Here is a 20,593-nt window from a genome sequence, read left to right as displayed (position 1 = left end):
GTTTTTCAGATGTATTATTCCCAACCGGGGTTTTGTACCAACCCATATCCTTTATTTATTTCATTCTGGGGGAAAGCACTCAGATACCATTTCTCCGAAAATCCACCGGGATTCCACCAAGAACGACTTTGTTCTCCTCCCAGAAGTGGAAACTCTTCACAAATATAACTGCCGTCATTCTTGTTTTTATAGATATTCAATCCATGCAAAGGAGTAGAGAATTTTTCTTTCATCTTCCAACGGATTAAATCGAAAAAGCGTACTTCTTCATAACCAAATTCGCAAGCACGCTCACGAAGAAGCTCTTTTCTGAATTCTTCCTTACTCAATCCTTTCTTCAATCCTTTCATACCGACACGAGCACGTACTTTATCGACATAATGATAAGCCAGCTCATTCGGCCCATTATTGTACTCATTCAAAGCTTCCGCATAACTCAAATATATTTCTGCAATACGCAGATGAGGCCACTGAATAATATGACCATTATATTCGCCTGCACGGTCCAATCCCCATTTTCTGCAAGATAATCCTGTTAATAAAGACTTAGCAGTCACTTGTCCTACATTCCAGTCTCTTCCTGCCGGATAGTTTTCCTTATCATCAGGCTTTTCTTGTGTAACACCAGCCGTTCTGTTCTGGAAAAGATCTCCGTCCAATATGAATGTTTCAGATAAACGAGGGTCTCTGTTCATGAATGGATTCTTTGTATGTTCCGGATTACTCCAATCAAAATTCTCTCCATCGGCAGTCGGAAACATATCAAAATATTCTTTTGTCGGGCAGATTGCTCCCCAGCGAATAGACTGGTTGGTATAGGGTTGCTGATTAGCCTTATAATAATTCTCTCTACGGACAGATATTAAGGTTTCGGTAGTACCACGATCAAAATAAGCTGCACGGAAGGCATAACGGTATCCACTGGGATTAACATCTTCTTTTTCGACCAATTTATAGAAACCATTGCTGTCAACAGCCTTAAAGAAAGCTTCACAAGCATCCATTGCATGTTTCCAACGTTCACGGTCATAGTTGCCGAACCAAGTCATCAGCGCTTCGGAAGCTGCTCCCTGAAAGTAAGGCTCATCATTATTAAACAGCGGACTGGCGACAAAAAGTAAAACTCTTGCTTTCAACCCCATTGCACCGGCTTTTGTCAAACGTCCGTCCCAATTAGACATCTCCGCTTCTGATATATGCCAAGGGAACTCCGGACAATCAATAGCTTCGTTCAACAGTCTTACTATAAAATCGACTGTCTGCTGCAAAGTGGCCCGGGTAGGCATCGATGCTTCATCGGGTGAAATGACTTTATCTATAATGGGCAATCCGCCGTAATGACGCAACATGTGCGCATAATATACAGCTACCATCGCCTTAGCTTCCGCTTTCAAACGTTCTTTCTCTGTCCTATCCATATCGGGCACTCTGTCTATGTTGGCTACAATCAGCCAGGCGTTGCGAATAGCCGACCACATATGGGTTTCATTCTCATTGAAACGAATCTTGGTAGCCATGTAGGTGCCTCTTGGCGAATTTTCCGTACCAGCATTATAATTACCGGCATAATAAACCTTATTAACGCCCGAATACCCCAGATAATCCTGATTCAAATCCGTCAGGCCTTCAATATTTCCCAGCCACATCGTGTTCCAATAACTATTCGATGTTTCCAGTCCCATCGGCAGATATCGATAACTGTACCACAGAACTCTGCGAGCATACTCAGCCGTAGAAAAGACCGTGTCAATCGTAACATCCGTACTGGGGGGCTTCTGCAAGAATTTATCTCCGAAAGCTAAATCCTCGCATGCGTTGGTGGAAATCAGAAATCCCAACAACAGTACAATAGCATGAAAATGTTTCTTTATATTTTTCATATCATTTCTTTTATTTAAGCGTTAAAATCCAACCTTTAATCCAAAGTTTATAACTTTCACCAACGGATAGGTATCTCCACTGGGATTACTTTCGGGGTCACTGAAACCCAATGCATCAAATGTCAATAAGTTATAACCGGAAAGAGAAATGCGTAAAGAGCTCAGATGCATCTTACTCAAAAGACCTTGAGGGAAAGAATACCCCACTTCCAGATTCTTCAGACGAACATAGGAAGCGTCACGCAACCATAAATCAGAATCTTTATAATTATTCGGTTTACTGTTTGTCAACGAAATAGCCGGCGCCTTTGCGGAATTTCCTTTTTCCGGCGTCCAGGCATCATCGATCATATACTTCAACAAAGAGCGATTATTGGTACTTCCAAACGGATAACGATAAAAGTCTGCAACCAGACGGGAAGTTTTGAATGCGCCCGCCCACGTCATACTGAAATCCAAACCTTTCCAGGAGAAGCCCATTGACAAATTACCTGTAAGCAATGGATAAATAGGATTACCAATGGCCGAAACATCATTATTGTCAATCTTATGATCTCCGTTCAGATCCTTATATTTCACATCACCGGCCAAAGGAGTAAATCCCTCACCATGATCTGGAATGCCACCTTCTTTTCCTTTCAGCGAAGCATAATTGGCAGCCTCTTCTTCGGTAAAGAAACCATCGTACATATATCCGAACTGTTGCCCGACAGGACGACCTGTCCGACGCATCCATTCATAAGGCTGAGGAATTTCATCGTTGAACACAATCTCATTCTTGGCATATCCCCAATTGGTTCCAATATGATATCTTACATTCTGAATCTGGTCTTCCCAGCGAGCCGTCACTTCGAAACCTTTATTATTAACTTTACCCATATTTACGATAGGCAAACTTACGGCAAGATAACCTGGATTGATATTACGGGAGATCAGAATGTCTTTGCGGTGTTCAATGAAGTAATCGAAAGACGTTTTCAGGCGACTGTCAAAAAAGTGTAGATCAATACCATAATTCTGTTTGGCCGCTGTTTCCCAAGTTACGTTCGGATTACCAATTCTCGATTCTTTCGCTCCAGCCAATACATTATTGACAATTGAACCAAAACCGTATTTTTCAGTACTGATTGTATATGCATCGGGAAGATACAGGAATCTGGAACCATCAGATACAATATCATTACCCACAATACCATACGAGCCACGTAGTTTCAGATAACTGATATATGGTTTTAAAGATTTCATGAAAGGTTCTTCCGAAATTATCCATCCGATGGATCCGGCAGGGAAGAAACCAAAACGACTGCCTTCCGCAAAATTCTCAGAACCGTTATATCCAATGCTGAAATCTGCCAGATAGCGGGTTTTATAGTCATAAGTAGCGCGTCCTACGAGACCTACATAACTACGTGGAATACCGGGAAACGACTTATCAGAATAGTAATATTTCATATTTTGATTATACATAAACAAAGCAGACACGTTATGAGGGCCGAACTTCCTCTGATAATTCACGGCAGCTTCTAGATACCAGTCGCGGGATTGACCGTATTTTTCATCACTATATCCCAGCGTTTGCATCTCCTGGTTTTTCTTCAGCAAGACTTCATCTCCTTCTCCCAGAAAAGCTTCATAACGATCTGCGCGCCCTTCACGACGCTTAGTTATACTCACACCGCTATTATAGGCACCTTTCACGTGAGCTTTCAATCCTTTTGTAAGAAAGTCAAGCTTCTGATCAAGTACAAAGTCAAAGTTCACTACATTATTATCATACGTATTGAAACCTTTTCCATAATAGGAGTTCAATGCATCATATACAGTACCGAATTTTCCAAATGTTTGTGCATTTACCGTAACCCACTTTCCATCTACAATACCCGGTCCTGCAAAAGGAGGTGTCCAATATATATCCCTGAACAAGCTTTTAACATTTGTAGCTGTACCGTTATTATAGTTAGGTTCACGTTTGTCAGTCAGGCGCCCTCCCAGATTGATTTTCATGGAAGTAGTTTTGGTTACATCCACATCCATGTTCACACGGTAGTTGTAACGGTTATATTTAAAACCTGTCTTATGTCCGTGCGTATCGAAGGTTTTAAAAAGTCCGTCTTGAGTAAATACACCCAGCGAGGCAAAATAGCGAACACGCTTTGAACCACCTGAAATATTAAAGTTATGTTGGGTCTGTACTGCTGTCTTTCTTATCAGCATATCAGTCCAGTCAGTATCTGAATAAATCAACGGATTACTATGGGTGCGGAATGCTTCCAGCATTTCCGGTGAAAACGCCAGGTTTTCTTCTGTCACTCCATCACGCAACTGAGCATTATTGTAAGTTGTTGCATAATCATAACTATTGGCAAATTCCGGTATACGGGTAGGCAACTGAAGTGCCATACTGGTAGAAAAACTGATTTTAGCTTTGCCTTCCTGTCCGCGCTTAGTAGTAACCAAAACGACACCATTGGCACCACGCACACCAAACACCGCAGTTGCCGAAGCGTCTTTCAATACCGTGATGTCTTCAATTTCGTTCGGGTCCAACTGGTAAAACGAACGCTCTACCCCATCTACCAGCATCAAAGGGGCAGATAGTCCTTCTGTCAACGACCCCACACCACGTACATAGATCGTAGCGTCATCTGCACCTGGTTGTCCACTGGATTGTACACTGGATAATCCGGGGATTTTTCCACTCAAGGCATTAGCAATACTGCCTACAGGAGATTTCATGATTTCATCTGATTTCATCGAAGAAAGTGCTCCTGTGACTGTTACTTTCTTAGTAGTGCCGTAAGCGATAACCTGCACTTCTTCCAGGGTAGTGACATTTTCTGTTAGCATGATTTTCAACTCCGGCTCTCCTTTATAAACAACCTCTTTGTCCTCGTAACCTATAAATGAAACTACAATAGTAGCTCCGACCGGAACTGTCAATGAAAATTCTCCATCCAGATTAGTTGCCATACCATTCTGGGTTCCTTTCACAAATACAGTAGCACCAATAACCGGACCCATATCGTCCAGCACAACACCTTTCACTACTTTTGTTTTAGCTTGCTGTGTAATAGCTGTTGACCGGGAATGATTTTCATCCCCCCAAGCCCTGCCTGAGTGCACGACCAATAAAGCCAACGCAAGTAACCATACTTTGTTTCTCATAAAATAGATTTTGATTGATATTAATTAACTCTGTGCTTACGATGAAAAGAGTTCAATAAGCACAGTGCAAACTAAGTCTAATTCCCTTACATGCACTTTCCCTGCATATATGATACATGTGCACTAATTGTTTAGCGGACAATCTGTGCTACACTACGGACATTTTTACCCCTGGCACTTCTACGAAATTAGCACAATAAACCACTTTCCTTGCCTGAAGAAATCATAAGAGCGAAAGGAGTTGTAATACGGGATACCTTCCATAACTCTACAGGGGGAATGCCGTAACCCCACAGGGGAACGCTCGTTACACGCCGAGGTAAAAGCCGTTACATACCGAGGTAAAGACCATTACAATAGGCGGTAAAGGCCGTTACATACTGAAGTAAATGCTTTTACATCCTCAAGTAAACGGCAGGTAAATATAAGACATTGATTATTAGCCTATTTATTAATTCTACTTCGATTCCGCCTCGTTAGAGGTTTCCTTCCGATAAGATAATGGAGACACTCCATAAAAGTCCTTGAAGCAACGACTAAAATACCGGGGAGAAGCAAATCCCAGTTGATAGGAAATCTCCGATATATTATATTGAGGTGCTTCCTGCAACATTCGCAATGCCTCTTCCAATTTCAGTTTTAGGGTAAATTCATTAGGAGTAAGTCCAACCACCTCCTTTAGGCGGGTAAACATCTTACTACGCCCCATATTCAGTTCGGCAGCCAGCATGTTCATGTCAAAGTCCGGATTATCAAAGTTACGCCTTATAACGATTGTTGCCTTATCCAGTAACTCCTGGTCCATTACATTCAAGATTCCGGTTTCCGGGGTAGTCATCTTTTCTGTTTGAGCTATCTTACCGAGCAGTTTCTTTCTGTTTTTCAAGAGATTGCCGCAACGGGTCAAGAGCAATTTCACATTAAACGGTTTCGTTATATAATCATCCGCTCCAAACATGTATCCTTCTATCGTGCAGTCTTCCGAAGTCTGAGCCGTGAGTAATACCACCGGCATATATGCCAATTCCAGGCAGTTCTTTATTTTATAGCACATTTCCTTACCAGACATCACTGGCATCATCACGTCACTGACCACAATATCCGGATGCCACTGTTGCGCCATTTCAAAGCCCACCTGTCCATTGGTGGCCTTATACACCGTGTATGTGGGCGAAAAGATGTTCACCAGCATTTCCAACACCTCTTCATCATCTTCCACAAGCAGCACGCGAGGCATTCCTGTCTTATCTTCTATAATTTCCGGTTCATCTTTTTCCATCGCATCATTCAGCAATGCTATTTCATCCATAAGCATATTCCTATGATCAGAGTAAGACTTCACAACTTTTTCATACTCCAGTTCCTCTTGCGTAAACTGTACATTTCCAATGGGCAGGTATATCCTGAAAACACTACCCTCTCCCAATGTACTGTCCACTTTAATCTCTCCTTTATGGGCATCTATTATTCCTTTAATCAATGCCAGCCCGATGCCACTCCCCAACAGCCCTTTTCTGGAGTATTCGTCTCCTACCTGATAAAAACGCTCGAAGATCTTCTGCTGGACATCCCGGGGAATTCCACAACCGCTGTCAGCTACCGCTATTTCAATCATCCGCTGCTGTCTCCTGACAGTAACCTTTATATCCTTTCCTTCCGGTGTATATTTAAAAGCATTCGACAGTAAATTAAAGACCACCTTCTGCATCTGCACCGGATCAAACCACAAATCCACTTCCTCTTCCACATGCTCGAATGTATATTCCATATTCCTCTTACGGGCAAAGTCGACAAACAGCTGATAAATGTCCTTCACGAAAGAAATTACATCTACGCGCTCCACTTTCAACTTCATGAATCCCTGTTCCTGCTTCCTGAAGTCCAACAATTCCGTTATCAGGAGGCGCAAATTTATCGCATTTTTATGTATTCCTCGCAAACGCTTGTTTACGACAGGAGCCAGTTTCTCCATTTGCAACAACATCTCTACCTGCCCTATTATTAAAGTCAATGGAGTGCGGAACTCATGTGATATGTTCGTAAAGAAACGCAGTTTCATTTTGTTCACTTCTTCTATACGCTCTTTCTCGTTCTTTTCTTCTGCCAAAGATAATGCCAACATCCTGCGAGCCATCTTTACCCTCCAGAAACTATAAACAATGCTCGCAACCACAAGAAAATATACCAGAAATGCCCAAACCGTGGCAAACCAAGGACTGTGTATCGTGATGTCAAGCATTATTTCCTTAGGCTCCCCATTTTCCACTTTATTGCCAAAATCACGGACTTTCAATATATAATTGCCCGGAGCCAGGTTTGTGTAATTCACTCTTAACTGGTTCGTCAGCACCCAATCTTCATCAAAACCTTCCAGTTTATACTGGTATTCATCTTTTCCTTCCAACTCCACATAATTGGAATTGGAAAAATTAATCATTATATTGTTCTGTTCCGAAGATAAATCTAAGTGCCTTGTAAAGGCTAGTGCCTGGGATAATACTCCCGACCCGTCATCGGGAGAAACCTTCATGTTATTGACATAAAGACCGGAAAAATAGAATTCAGACGACCTACTCTCACTCGCCTGATACAAGTCTTTCTCTCTGAATGCAATCAGCCCGTCTACCCCTCCTATATAAATCAGGTCATCATCAGCCATTAAAATGCCACCGCCTTCAGCTACTGCCGAAATGCCTCCTTTAAGTCCCAATTCTATAGAATGAATGGAGTCACTAAAAGGAGAATAAATGGAAAAACCTTCATCACCGGTTATCAGTATATTGTTCATGTGCGTTTCTGCCAGGTTATAGCAAAAGTCACTCAGCAAATGGCTGCTTTCTTTTGTATAATGTTCCCAGTTTCCCGTATCATGATTATAAGAATATACGCCGTCCCCCAAAGTAGCTACATAAACCGTTCCATCAGAAGCCTCCATGATGCGGGTTATTCGGGCATTAGTAATAGCACTCCCTTTCAGTTCGATACATTCCAACTGGTTCCAGTCACCTATTTTTATCCTGTAAAGTTTAAAATCCGCAGCCAACCAGACGTATCCTCGCGAGTCAATCTCAAACGTCAGAAAAAGAGACCTTTTACTGAGCAACTGAAATTCATTCTTCTCCGGATCAATTCTCCAAAAGCCATTACGAGCAGTTACATACAACCATCCATCTTTAAATATAGAGTGATAAATAATATGGTTTGGACCCTCTCCTGTCCGCTTGTAATGGTCCAAATAATGATAAAAACGGTCCTGCTTTCTGTTATATCGGCTTATTCCACCAGTATATGTACCTATATATACTTGGTCATTTTTTTTATCATAACTAATCGTTTTTATGTTATTATGGTAAATAGAGTTCTTCCCGGAAGACGTGTAATAAGTAAAGCTTCCACTTGCCCTATGCAGCCTATTCACCCCTCCCCCATCTGTACCAATCCACAAATTATGGTCTTTATCTTCGACCATCTGCCCCACAATAGGAAAGTTTAAGCAATGATTGTTAGTGTTGTCATAAGGATAATATAGAAATACATCCTTCGACTGATTGAAATAATTAACGCCACCGTAATAAGTGCCCACCCATATAGTACCTTGTCTGTCTTTATAAAGAGAGAAAACAGATTGATGTTCCAAAGATCCCGGATGATAATCTGGACGATAGACACGATATGTATCCGTGTAAGGATTATAAACCTGCAATCCCTCAAAAGTCCCAAACCAGACATTCTGCCATTCATCTTCCACAAACCCTCTTATCTGTTGACTTACAACACGTTCCGGAGAGTATTCTTCCTTCGTGATCTTCCCATCTCTGCCCACCTTATACAACCCTTGCATACGCGAAGCAATCCATAACTCTTTCCGACTACTCACAAACAATTTGTATATCTCAATATCCGGAAGTACACATTTTACTTCTTCCCCCTCCATTACATATAGCCCACTTGCCGTCCCTATCCAGATTTTCCTGTCCGACATTTCCATACACATGACAGAAGCCACATCCAACTTTCGGTAAAAGCATAATGAGTCTGTATCGGTATCATATCTGAATAAAGTGTCGCGCACAGTGCACCATATCTCTCCATATAAAACCTCCAGAGCCCCGACACCAAGCGGAACCAGCTCCCTAAACCTTTCCTTACGAATGTCATATTTAATTAGAGCTCCGCTATTCAACATCAGAATATCACCATTTGAATCGCCTATAATCTGGTTAACTACTCCGTTGATGAGGTTCTTTCTTCGATGTTGATAATCTATGATATCATAAGATTTATATTTGGAAATCTGTTTACTATCGTAAACATTCACTCCTTCATTTGTGCCAAACCACATGCGTCCTAAAGTATCCTGATAGATAGCCAATACCGAAGGGCTGGAAAGTCCGTCCTTCATTGTCAGTTTTTTAAAGTATTGCCCGTAAAATTTGGCAGGCGACAGCATTAGAAAAAGTAACAATATGTATTTAAGTCGGTTCATAGTAATGTACTTCTCAAGGTTATATAATATAAATAGAGGTTGTGTTTGCAAAAATATCTAAAAGAGTTCAAATTCCAATAGACTCTTCCACTCTATTTGTGCCTCAACATGTCAAATCCGTCCGTTTTTACAGCACATATTGTCCATCTACCTCTATATGGAAAATACTGTCTGAAAGTAGTTCAAAAAACATATATCTTTGCTCCAGTCTCAAATATACGTAAAGCGAAAAGAAGATTATGAAAAGATACTTATTCTTAGCACTATTGATTCTACCCGCTTTAAATGTATCAAATAAAGAATTCAATAGGAAGATTAACAAATCAATTATTTTACTAACATTATGAAGAAACATTATCCGGCAATAAATATCGTGAAGTACTCACCTAAAAAAAGTAAAAATGAAACGTTTAATTATCTATTCCATCCTGTCCGTTGCAACCTTGTGTTCCTATGGACAAAGTAATTTTAATAAGACGGAAATAAAATCTACCATGAAACGTGTGGCAGACTGGCAAATAGCCAATCCGGCAACAGGTACGGAACATGACGACCTGAACTGGACCTATGCCGCACTGTACATGGGAATGATAGACTGGGCCGAATTGACCGAAAAAGAAGATGGTGACAGTCAATATTACAATTGGCTCCTGAAAATAGGTAGGCGGAATGCCTGGCAAATGGGAAAATACATGTATCATGCAGACTTCATCGCCGTAGGACAAGTCTTTCTGGAAATGCATCAGAAATACAACGACCGCAATATGATGCTTCCCACCCTGGCGCGCACGGAATTCGTCATCAACCATCCTTCGGCAAGCACGCTGGAACTGGATTATAGAAATATGGCAAGCCTGGAACGCTGGTCATGGTGCGACGCCCTATTCATGGCTCCTCCCGTATATGCCAAAATGTATATGTTGACGAATGACCGGAAATATATTGAATTCATGAATCGGGAATACAAGGCAACCTACGATTACCTTTTTGACAAAGAAGAAGAGCTTTTCTACAGAGATCACCGCTACTTTAAACAGAAAGAGGCCAATGGCAAGAAAGTTTTCTGGGGACGCGGTAATGGCTGGGTATTAGGTGGACTTTGTGAAATCCTCCAGACACTACCCCGAAATAACATGCACCGCCAATTCTACCAGGATCTCTTCATCACCCTGTCCAACCGTATCGTCCGGTTGCAGGGCAAGGACGGATATTGGCATGCAAGTCTGCTGGACCCAGACTCTTATCCTTCACCCGAAACAAGTGCCACCGGCTTCATTGTCTATGCACTGGCCTACGGTGTCAATGAAGGATTGCTGGATAAAACCGTCATGATGCCCGCCATTGAGAAAGGTTGGAAAGCCCTCGTCAAAGCTGTGGAGAAAGACGGCAAGCTGGGCTATGTACAACCCATCGGGGCAGATCCCAAGAAAGTGACTCGTGAAATGACGGAGGTCTATGGAGCAGGAGCGTTCCTGTTAGCCGGCAACCAGATTTATAAAATGGTTCCATAAAAACTTAAATAATACATTAAACTGAAAATAATATGAAGATCACTATCCGGCTTATAGCATTAGTTATCATAGGCAGTCTGATGTCGACAGGAGTATCTGCTCAGAACATCCCGAACGCTGATAACGAGTATGAAGCGTTAATGCAGAAAATCAGGCTTGACTTTGCCAAAAATCCTTCCATTGATAAAGATTTAAAGACCTACAATGAGGTGGACGGTTCATTCACAGATGTGGATTACGCCAGTATTGAACGAACCAACTGGCCACCAATGAAACATATTGACCGTCTCTCCGACTTTGCTTTCGCCTATACCAATCCTCAAAACAAGTATTATAAAGACGAAAACCTGTTTGCCAAAATACAAAAAGGGCTGGAGTACTGGCACGAACGCAACCCGTGGTGCCACAATTGGTGGTACAATCAAATAGCGGAACCTCAACGTCTGGGCATATTACTGATACAAATGCGTACAGGCGAGAAACAGCTCCCGACAGAACTTGAAAAGAAGATTTTGGAACGAATAGAGAAGGACGGTGGGCATCCTGCCAAATGGACCGGCGCCAACCGTACCGACATTGCACTGCACTGGATATACCGGGCATGTCTTTCTGAAAATGAAACCGACCTAAAAATTGCACTCGAAAACGCATACAGTCCTGTAGTATATACCACCAAAGAAGGTTTTCAGCACGACAACAGCTATTTTCAGCACGGTGCACAACTCTATATCGGTGGCTATGGAGACGAAATTCTGAAAGGTGTCACCCAAATAGCCATGTATACCAAAGGAACCCAATATGCAATTCCTCAAGAAAAACTGGCATTACTGAGCAAGTTCATGCGTGAAACTTATTATGCCACCATGCGCGGACAATACATGCTATTCGATGTATTGGGAAGAGGTGTAAGTCGTCCTGAAGTCACTAAAAAGTCCCATACAGCCTTGTTCGCCAAACGCATGATTGAACTTGATCCGGCTCACATCAATGAATACAAAGATATCATCTCGCGCCTAAGTGGAAAGCATCCTGCCGACTATGCTTTGTCACCCAAGCATACCCACTATTTTCGCGGAGATTATACCTTGCATATACGTCCTGCCTACACTTTTGATGTCCGGATGGTATCTACACGCACAGCCCGTTGCGAATATGGCAATGGAGAGAATCTGAAAACTTACTTTATGTCCGACGGATGCACCAACATAGTAACCGAAGGAAATGAATATGCTAATATCTTCCCTGTCTGGAACTGGACCCGCATTCCAGGAGTAACAGCTCCGCAAGTTCCCCAAATACCTTTAGCAGCCAGTGACTGGCAAACACTCGGCACTTCTACTTTTGCCGGAGGAGTATCCGACAGCATTTATGGAACATCTGTCTATTCATACACTGATTCACACGCCGACATCAATACCAGTGCACGGAAAGCATGGTTTTTCTTCGATGATGAGGTAGTATGTCTGGGGGCAGGTATCCACTCTACGTCTCAACATCCTGTGTATACAACGGTAAACCAGTGCTTATCCACTTCCGAGAAAGCTATATTACGCCACAAAAATAAACAGACTGAAATAGTCCAGGGGAGTTTCAACTACACTTCTCCCGAGTGGATCCTTCATAATAAAATAGGGTACTTATTCCCCAATGGAGGAAATGTATTCGTAGCCAACCAGCAGCAGACAGGAAGCTGGTATGATATCAATCATACTGCTCCCAAAGATTGTGTGCAGAAAGATGTCTTCACTATATGCCTTGACCACGGCAAACAGCCATCAGATGCAATTTATGCTTACATTATCGTTCCTGGCATGCAGACCACCGATGAGGTAAAAAAGTATCAGAAGAAAAAGAACATTGAAATTCTATCCAACACAGAAAACCTGCAAGCAGTCAGAAGTAATAAATCAGATATATTGCAAATGATATTTTACTGCGCAGGAGAGTTCACATACAAAGATCTAACAGTAAAGGCAGATAAGGCCTGTGCATTAATGGTAAAAATAAAGGGTCAGAATGAAATGAAACTTCATATAGCAGATCCGGGACAGACGCAATCCAATATAACCATAGACATTCGGATGCGAAAACAATCAAAAACAATCAATTGTGATTACCGGAACAGTGGCATTTATGCCGGATCTACCAAAGCCTTTGATATCGTCCTTTAATCATATCACAATCAATTGGCCTAACACAATACCTACCTTCCCCCTAAAGTCTCAATCAGTTGAATAATCAATCTTGATTGAGACTTTTTTCATCTCACAAAAAAGAAGAGTGTATTAAAAGAAATTTTAATACACTCTCATCTTGAAAGGGAAGTTTTCCTTTCTATCAATCAAATATCAAATAAAATCTAATGTTATTTGAGACGATACAGCAACCAGGCACTCTGGAAATCTTTACGATTAGAGTATTTAGACTTGAAAGCGTCACGTGCGTCAGCTGCAGAAGCTCTGTCGGCAAAAGTGCTCACAATTACACGATACATTGCTGCATCCGGATTAAAGGCAATCACAGCACTATAACCTTCCTTATCCAAAAAATCTTTCAGGCTTTCGGCATTAGCCTTCACACTAAAGCTACCACAAACCACACTGTAATCTTTCAAACCACCCACGCCAGAAATTATGTCCACTTTTTCCTGACGTACACCGGCAGTTGCAACAGGCACACTTTCCACAACCTTTGCTTCAACCGGAGCACTCACTACCGGAGAAACTTCTACCGGTTCAGTAACCTGAGGTTCTGCCAGTTCTTGCTGTTTTGCTTTTTCATATGCTTTTTTATAAGCGCTTTCACTCGATTTACAAGAAGAGAATGCCAATGCAATGCACAATCCCATTCCTAAAAATGCTAATTTTTTCATAATCATATTGTTTTTGTTAGTAATTTCTACAATCTATCTATACTCAATATCTGCGGAATATATAACGAACTCCCTCATATTCCAAATGAAGGGATGAAGAAGTCAATTCTTCCATTGTAAATGTCCGTTCTCCATTTTCCCACCCCATATAGAATGAATAGTTTTCGTCTTCCATACTTTGAGGCAGCAAAATAATAGAAATTTTATCTCCTTTCAAAGAATAATTTCCAAAAAACGTTTGATAGCTACCATTTTTCAACAAACAAATGGCAGAAAAGCTACCTTTTTGGAAATTATAAAAGATGCTATCTTGCCGTTCAATTGAACCGTCGGCATATTGATATTGCCTCAACTGCCACTTATCATCCAAATCGCCGTCAACATTACTACAAGCTGCCAGCACAAGCACTATCAACCCGATAATCAGAAATATCTTTCTCTTTCCTATCTTCATGTAGCTAATATTCCGAATAATAAGACAAATGTACGTGGAACAATCAATCCAAAGGGCAGCATTATAGTTAAATTAAATTAATCACGTTTCTTTTCCTACCAGACAAAACCAGGTTCGAACTGTACCCGGGCATTACCTGAGCCGTACCAGCTCCGTATCTATACGCTTAGAGTAGCTACGGACCCGATACGGAGTAGCTACGAACCTAATACGGAGCAGATACGGAGCTAGTACATTCCGGATAGTTCTCGGATTAGTACCGAGCTTGGAACAGAAAAATAAATATTTCGAAAAAAAAGAAGTTAAGCGAACAACTTTATAAAGAAAAATGTTAGCTTTGTAGTATAAACCTCTATAAATAGAAAGGAGAACAATTATGAAAGGATTAAATGTACTCGTAGCTTTTCTGGGCGGTGCAGCAGTAGGCGCAGCCGTTGGTATTTTATTTGCTCCCGAAAAAGGAGAAGACACCCGCCATAAGATTGCGGAAATTCTCCGTAAAAAAGGAATTCGTCTGAACCGTAGTGAAATGGAAAATCTGGTAGACGAAATCGCAGCAGAAATTAAAGGCGAAGGAGCCGAATAAAACAAAACCTACAAAAAAACAGAGCCACTATGATGTTCGCAGACGACAGAAGTATTGAAAATCTCCAGCAATTATTCGTTGAGTTTAAGAAATATCTGAAACTCCAAAAAGAATATACCAAACTGGAAATAACCGAAAAACTCTCAATCCTGCTTTCCGCCTTGGTACTACTATCGGTGGTTATCATTCTTGGCATGGTGGCACTGTTTTATTTGTCATTTGCATTAGCTTATATATTAGATCCGCTTGTAGGCGGACTCATGGTAAGCTTCAGCATCATCGCCGCTTTTCACCTTCTGCTTGTTTTATTAGTAATCACTTTCCGCAAGAAACTCATCATCAATCCAATGGTGAACTTCATTGCCGGACTGTTCTTTGAGAATGATAATGAAAAATGATATCATCATGAACAATATGCCTGACTCCTCTTCCATGACTCTGGAAAGTATCGCGCTACGAAAAAAAGAATTACGGAAGAAATTGCATGTACAGAAAGAAATCATGACGGATACGGCAAGAGAACTGTTTGCCCCCCTTGCACCCGCTGCAGACAAGGGCAACGCCATTATGCGCGCTTTCAATACGGGCATGGCTGTCTTCGACGGACTAATGCTCGGAGTAAAGATGATGAGAAAGGTCAGAAGCATGTTCGGAGCCAGAAGATAAACAGGCGCCATAAAGCAAAAAAAGCCGCGTTCTTCCATTGAGGGACGCGGCTCTTTTTATTGATTCAATTCCAATGATTACAGATACGTTTCGAGTAACTTCACGCCACCGTCTTCCGGAACAATCGTAACTTCTTGCGTAATCGCAGGCAGCAATATCGTTTCACCTGCACGCACAGCAATCTCATTCTGGCTGTCGTCCGTGATACGGCATGCGCCTTCCACACAAATAAAAATCACAAATGAATCCAATTCAGAATAGTCACATGTAATTTCTTCTGTCATGTCATAGAGAGAAGTAGTGAAATAAGGACTGGCAACCAATTCCACCGGTTCGTTCTTCAGATGATCATATTCTGTACGGAAGTCATCCTGTACATCAGCAAAATTAATAGCCTCAGTAGCCTGAGTAGTGTGCAACTCGCGAGATTTACCCTCTTTGTCTTTCCGATTGTAATCGAAAATACGATAAGTGATATCCGAAGTCTGCTGAATTTCAGCAACAAAAGCACCGGCACCAATACCATGCACACGACCGGCAGGCACATAGAACACATCCCCCGGTTTTACATCGCACGTTTGCAGCACTTCAGCAAAGGTTCCATTATAAACTCTTTCCTTGTATTCTTTCGGAGTTATCTGCTCAGAAAAGCCGGAAATCAGTTTTGCCCCCTTATCTGCCGATACCACATACCACATTTCATTCTTGCCGAAAGAATTGTGACGTTTTCTCGCCAACTCATCTCCCGGATGTACCTGAATGGATAAATCCAACTTGGCATCAATGAATTTTATCAACAAGGGAAACTTTGTGCCAAAACGAGAGTAATTCGCTTCACCGACAAGTTCATGACGGTATTTTCCCACCATCTCAGGGAGCGTAAGGCCTTTGTCAGGCCCATTAGCGACGACAGACTCGTTGTCTTCTACAGCCGAGATTTCCCAGCTTTCGCCTACTCCGGATAGCGTTTCATTCAATTGCTTGAAAGCAATAATCTTGTCGCCTCCCCAAAGCGTCTGCTTCAGAATAGGCTCAAATTTCAAAGGATACATTCGTAGTTTTTGTTAGAGCTTTAAATAAAAATGTTACATTTTTTTAGATTAACGCGACAAACTTACAAAAAATATCAATTCGCCTCGTAAATGTTAAACGCTAAACTTTCCTAAAATGTTCTTCACATTTCAAGATAAACCCTTGGGAGTACGGAAGAATTTCTTTTTATTTGCAAGAAATTTAATTTTATACCATGGATATGATAAACACCGTGTCAACGGAAAGTAACTTGTCGGGTTTGAACAAGGAAGACTTTCAAAAAGATATAAATAACAAGAAGACTGATTTATTTATTCTTAAAAATGCTCAGGGAATGGAAGTTGCAGTAACTAACTACGGATGCGCTATCCTTTCCATTATGGTCCCCGACAAAAACGGGAAGTATGCTAACGTAATTTTGGGACATGACAGTATAGACCATGTAGTCAACAGCCCCGAACCTTTCCTCAATACCACTATCGGACGTTACGGAAACCGTATAGCCAAAGGAAAATTCACTCTTTATGGCGAAGAGCACAATCTGACAATCAACAATGGACCAAATTCGTTGCACGGTGGACCCACAGGTTTCCACGCCAGAGTGTGGGATGCAGTCCAACCGGATCCGACGACTGTTGTATTCAACTATACATCCGCAGATGGCGAAGAGGGCTTTCCCGGTAATCTGGAAGTAGAAATGACCTATCGTCTGGAAGATGAAACCAATGCACTGGTTATTGAATATCGGGCTACCACAGACAAAGCAACTGTTGTCAACCTCACCAACCACGGCTTCTTCAATTTGGCAGGTATTGCCAATCCCACCCCTACGGTTCTGAACCACATCATTACTATCAACGCTGATCATTATACTCCCATTGACGAAGTGTCCATTCCGACAGGAGAAATCCTGAAGGTAGAAGGTACTCCTATGGATTTCCGTACACCGCATACCATCGGTGAACGTATTGATGATAAGTTCCAGCAATTGGTGAATGGTGCAGGTTACGATCACTGCTACGTACTGAATAAAACAGAGAGTGGTGAATTAAGCCTTGCCGCTACTTATACGGAACCCGAAAGCGGACGTACAATGGAAGTATATACCACAGAGAATGGTGTACAACTCTATACTGGAAACTGGCTAGGCGGCTTTGCAGGTGCTCACGGAGCTACTTTCCCGGCACGCAGTGCTGTTTGCTTTGAAGCACAATGTTTCCCCGACACACCCAACAAACCACATTTCCCATCGGCCGTATTGCTCCCGGACGATGAATACCAACAAGTAACCATTTACAAGTTCGGTGTACAAGAATGAATATAACTAACCTAATTTTATAACTAATTTAATTAATTAAAAACCATGACACAACAAAAACAGAACGGTAATCTTGTCGCTATTATTACCATGTTCTTCATTTTTGCGATGATTTCCTTCGTTACCAATCTTGCCGCACCGTTCGGTACGATTTGGAGAAACGAATATGCGGGTTCGAACACTTTAGGTATGATGGGAAATATGATGAACTTCCTGGCATATCTGTTTATGGGAATTCCTGCCGGTAACATGCTCGTTAAGATCGGTTACAAAAAGACTGCATTGATTGCAATGGCAGTAGGTTTCCTCGGTTTGTTCACGCAATACCTTTCCAGTTTATTCGGAGCAAATGCCGAAGTTTTCGCATTCGGCGAATATGTTATCAAATTAAATTTCGTTATCTATCTGCTTGGTGCATTCATCTGCGGTTTCTGTGTTTGTATGCTTAACACAGTGGTGAACCCGATGCTGAACCTCCTTGGTGGTGGTGGTAACAAAGGTAACCAGTTGATCCAAACAGGTGGAGCCCTTAATTCTTTGTCCGGTACATTGACCCCTCTTTTCGTAGGTGCTTTGATTGGTACGGTAACTTCCAAGACAGCCATGTCTGATGTTGCTCCTCTCCTCTTCGTTGCTATGGGTGTATTCGTAGCTGCATTTATTATCATTTCATTTGTAGCTATCCCTGAGCCACATCTTCAGAAAAGTGGAGCAAAGAAAGAAAAATTCTCTCATAGTCCATGGAGCTTCCGCCACACTGTATTAGGTGTAGTTGGTATCTTCATCTATGTAGGTATCGAAATCGGTATCCCGGGTACACTGAACTTCTATCTTGCCGACGCAAGCGATAAGGGTGCCGGAATTATGATGAACGGTGCTGCTATCGGTGGTGCTATTGCTGCTATCTACTGGTTGCTGATGCTTGTAGGACGTACTGCAAGTAGCGCTATCAGCGGTAAAGTTTCCAGCCGTACACAGTTAATCGTTGTATCTGCTACCGCTATTGTTTTTGTATTGATTGCTATCTTCACTCCGAAAGATGTAACAGTTTCAATGCCCGGTTACACTGTAGGTGAAGGATTTATGATGGCACAAGTACCTGTCAGCGCATTGTTCCTCGTACTTTGCGGTCTTTGTACTTCTGTAATGTGGGGTGGTATCTTCAACCTTGCAGTAGAAGGATTAGGAAAATATACAGCACAAGCATCCGGTATCTTCATGATGATGGTTGTTGGTGGTGGTGTATTGCCGTTGATCCAACAAAGCATCTCTGACTCTGTAGGTTATATGGCCAGCTACTGGCTGATTATCGCAGCTCTTGCTTATCTGCTGTTCTACGGCTTGGTAGGTTGCAAAAATGTAAATAAAGATATCCCAGTAGAGGATTAACGCAATTAAAAGGTATAGGTAATTAATTTATTCACTTATAAATTTGAAAAGATTATGGATATAGAACACGTAAGAAGCCGTTTCATCAAGCATTTTGACGGAACAACAGGAGCAGTTTACGCTTCTCCGGGACGCATCAACCTCATTGGTGAGCATACAGACTATAACGGTGGTTTTGTATTCCCTGGAGCAATCGATAAAGGTATGATCGCTGAAATTAAACCGAATGGTACAGACATTGTGAAAGCTTATTCCATCGATCTGAAAGATTATGTGGAATTCGGTTTGAAGGAAGAAGATGCTCCCCGTGCAAGCTGGGCAAGATATATCTTCGGTGTATGCCGTGAGATGATTAAGCGTGGCGTTGATGTAAAGGGCTTCGATACTGCTTTCTCCGGTGATGTGCCTTTAGGTGCAGGTATGTCTTCATCTGCCGCTTTGGAGAGTACATATGCGTATGCATTGAACGATCTGTTCGGTGACAACAAGATAGACAAGTTCGAACTGGCTAAAGTAGGTCAGGCAACTGAACATAACTATTGCGGTGTAAACTGTGGTATTATGGACCAGTTCGCTTCCGTATTTGGCAAGCAAGGTAGTCTTATCCGTCTGGACTGCCGCTCACTGGAATATCAATACTTTCCATTCGATCCGAAAGGCTATCGTCTGGTATTGGTAGATTCTGTAGTTAAACATGAATTGGCTTCTTCAGCATACAACAAGCGTCGTCAAAGCTGCGAAGCTGCCGTTGCTGCAATTCAGAAGAAACATCCGCATGTAGAGTTCCTGCGCGATTGTACCATGGACATGCTACAAGAGTCAAAAGCTGAAATCAGCGAAGAAGACTACATGCGTGCAGAATACGTAATCGAAGAAATCCAGCGCGTACTTGATGTTTGCGATGCACTGGAAAAAGGTGATTACGAAACTGTAGGTCAGAAGATATACGAAACACATCATGGCATGAGCAAGCTTTACGAAGTTAGCTGCGAAGAGCTCGACTTCCTGAATGATCTTGCATTCGACTGCGGTGTAACAGGTTCACGCGTAATGGGCGGTGGTTTCGGTGGTTGTACTATCAACTTGGTGAAAGATGAGTTGTATGATACATTCATCCAGAATGCCAAGGATAAGTTCAAAGAGAAATTTGGCAGAAGCCCTAAAATTTATGATGTAGTCATCGGTGACGGTGCTCGCAGATTAGTTTAAAATAAAAACAACTCAATCTAAAAGA

At 41.9% G+C, this 20,593-nt stretch carries 14 protein-coding genes; 8 read left to right on the top strand and 6 right to left on the bottom strand.

Annotated features, from left to right (window positions below):
- Window positions 1–14: 14 nt before the first annotated feature.
- From K429_RS0107370 to K429_RS0107360, 3 genes are all read right to left on the bottom strand, one after another.
- The gene (locus tag K429_RS0107370) at window positions 15–1,880 is read right to left on the bottom strand and encodes a RagB/SusD family nutrient uptake outer membrane protein (RefSeq protein WP_025726509.1); all 1,866 of its coding nucleotides are present in this window, start codon (window positions 1,878–1,880) and stop codon (window positions 15–17) included.
- A gap of 21 nt (window positions 1,881–1,901) precedes the next feature.
- Complete coding sequence (locus K429_RS0107365; RefSeq protein WP_007217756.1) at window positions 1,902–5,045, bottom strand: TonB-dependent receptor; 3,144 nt, start codon at window positions 5,043–5,045, stop codon at window positions 1,902–1,904.
- A gap of 457 nt (window positions 5,046–5,502) precedes the next feature.
- Window positions 5,503–9,447: a two-component regulator propeller domain-containing protein gene (locus K429_RS0107360; RefSeq protein WP_081750839.1), complete on the bottom strand. Its 3,945-nt coding sequence runs from the start codon at window positions 9,445–9,447 to the stop codon at window positions 5,503–5,505.
- Window positions 9,448–9,932: 485 nt separating this feature from the next.
- On the opposite strand from K429_RS0107360, the gene K429_RS0107355 reads away from it, so the two are divergent.
- Window positions 9,933–11,042, top strand: coding sequence for a glycoside hydrolase family 105 protein (locus K429_RS0107355; RefSeq protein ID WP_025726507.1), 1,110 nt, complete (start codon window positions 9,933–9,935; stop codon window positions 11,040–11,042).
- A 32-nt stretch (window positions 11,043–11,074) separates the two neighbouring features.
- Window positions 11,075–13,213 (top strand): polysaccharide lyase 8 family protein, encoded by a 2,139-nt coding sequence (locus K429_RS0107350; protein WP_025726506.1) that lies wholly within the window; start codon window positions 11,075–11,077, stop codon window positions 13,211–13,213.
- A gap of 194 nt (window positions 13,214–13,407) precedes the next feature.
- Here the strand turns inward: K429_RS0107350 and K429_RS0107345 are convergent, their stop codons facing one another.
- Complete coding sequence (locus K429_RS0107345; protein ID WP_007217752.1) at window positions 13,408–13,914, bottom strand: SPOR domain-containing protein; 507 nt, start codon at window positions 13,912–13,914, stop codon at window positions 13,408–13,410.
- Between the two features lie 43 nt (window positions 13,915–13,957).
- Window positions 13,958–14,368, bottom strand: a complete 411-nt coding sequence (locus K429_RS0107340) for a lipocalin-like domain-containing protein (protein WP_007217751.1) — start codon at window positions 14,366–14,368, stop codon at window positions 13,958–13,960.
- Window positions 14,369–14,744: 376 nt separating this feature from the next.
- Here K429_RS0107340 and K429_RS0107335 point away from each other — a divergent pair, with 376 nt between their 5' ends.
- The 3 genes from K429_RS0107335 to K429_RS0107325 are packed head-to-tail and all read left to right on the top strand — an operon-like array spanning window position 14,745 to window position 15,620.
- The gene (locus tag K429_RS0107335; protein ID WP_007214520.1) at window positions 14,745–14,954 is read left to right on the top strand and encodes a YtxH domain-containing protein; all 210 of its coding nucleotides are present in this window, start codon (window positions 14,745–14,747) and stop codon (window positions 14,952–14,954) included.
- A 32-nt stretch (window positions 14,955–14,986) separates the two neighbouring features.
- Window positions 14,987–15,352: a phage holin family protein gene (locus tag K429_RS0107330; protein ID WP_025726505.1), complete on the top strand. Its 366-nt coding sequence runs from the start codon at window positions 14,987–14,989 to the stop codon at window positions 15,350–15,352.
- A gap of 7 nt (window positions 15,353–15,359) precedes the next feature.
- On the top strand, window positions 15,360–15,620 hold the full coding sequence (locus K429_RS0107325) for a hypothetical protein (protein ID WP_118404134.1): 261 nt from the start codon (window positions 15,360–15,362) through the stop codon (window positions 15,618–15,620).
- A gap of 77 nt (window positions 15,621–15,697) precedes the next feature.
- Here K429_RS0107325 and K429_RS0107320 read toward each other — a convergent pair whose 3' ends face one another.
- The gene (locus K429_RS0107320) at window positions 15,698–16,672 is read right to left on the bottom strand and encodes a type I phosphomannose isomerase catalytic subunit (RefSeq protein WP_007214523.1); all 975 of its coding nucleotides are present in this window, start codon (window positions 16,670–16,672) and stop codon (window positions 15,698–15,700) included.
- Window positions 16,673–16,872: 200 nt separating this feature from the next.
- Between K429_RS0107320 and K429_RS0107315 the strand changes: the two genes are divergently transcribed.
- Genes K429_RS0107315 through galK form a run of 3 tightly spaced genes read left to right on the top strand, consistent with a single transcriptional unit; the run spans window position 16,873 to window position 20,568 of the window.
- Window positions 16,873–17,970: an aldose epimerase family protein gene (locus K429_RS0107315; RefSeq protein WP_025726503.1), complete on the top strand. Its 1,098-nt coding sequence runs from the start codon at window positions 16,873–16,875 to the stop codon at window positions 17,968–17,970.
- Between the two features lie 45 nt (window positions 17,971–18,015).
- The gene (locus tag K429_RS0107310) at window positions 18,016–19,359 is read left to right on the top strand and encodes an MFS transporter (RefSeq protein WP_007214525.1); all 1,344 of its coding nucleotides are present in this window, start codon (window positions 18,016–18,018) and stop codon (window positions 19,357–19,359) included.
- 54 nt (window positions 19,360–19,413) lie between these two features.
- Window positions 19,414–20,568, top strand: coding sequence for a galactokinase (gene galK, locus K429_RS0107305; protein ID WP_025726502.1), 1,155 nt, complete (start codon window positions 19,414–19,416; stop codon window positions 20,566–20,568).
- Window positions 20,569–20,593 lie beyond the last annotated feature (25 nt).

The sequence above is a fragment of the Bacteroides sp. 14(A) genome (assembly GCF_000526555.1).
Classification (GTDB): Bacteria; Bacteroidota; Bacteroidia; order Bacteroidales; family Bacteroidaceae; genus Bacteroides; species Bacteroides cellulosilyticus.
Note: the sequence above shows the minus strand (reverse complement) of the source record. Positions and strands in the feature narration are given on the sequence as shown.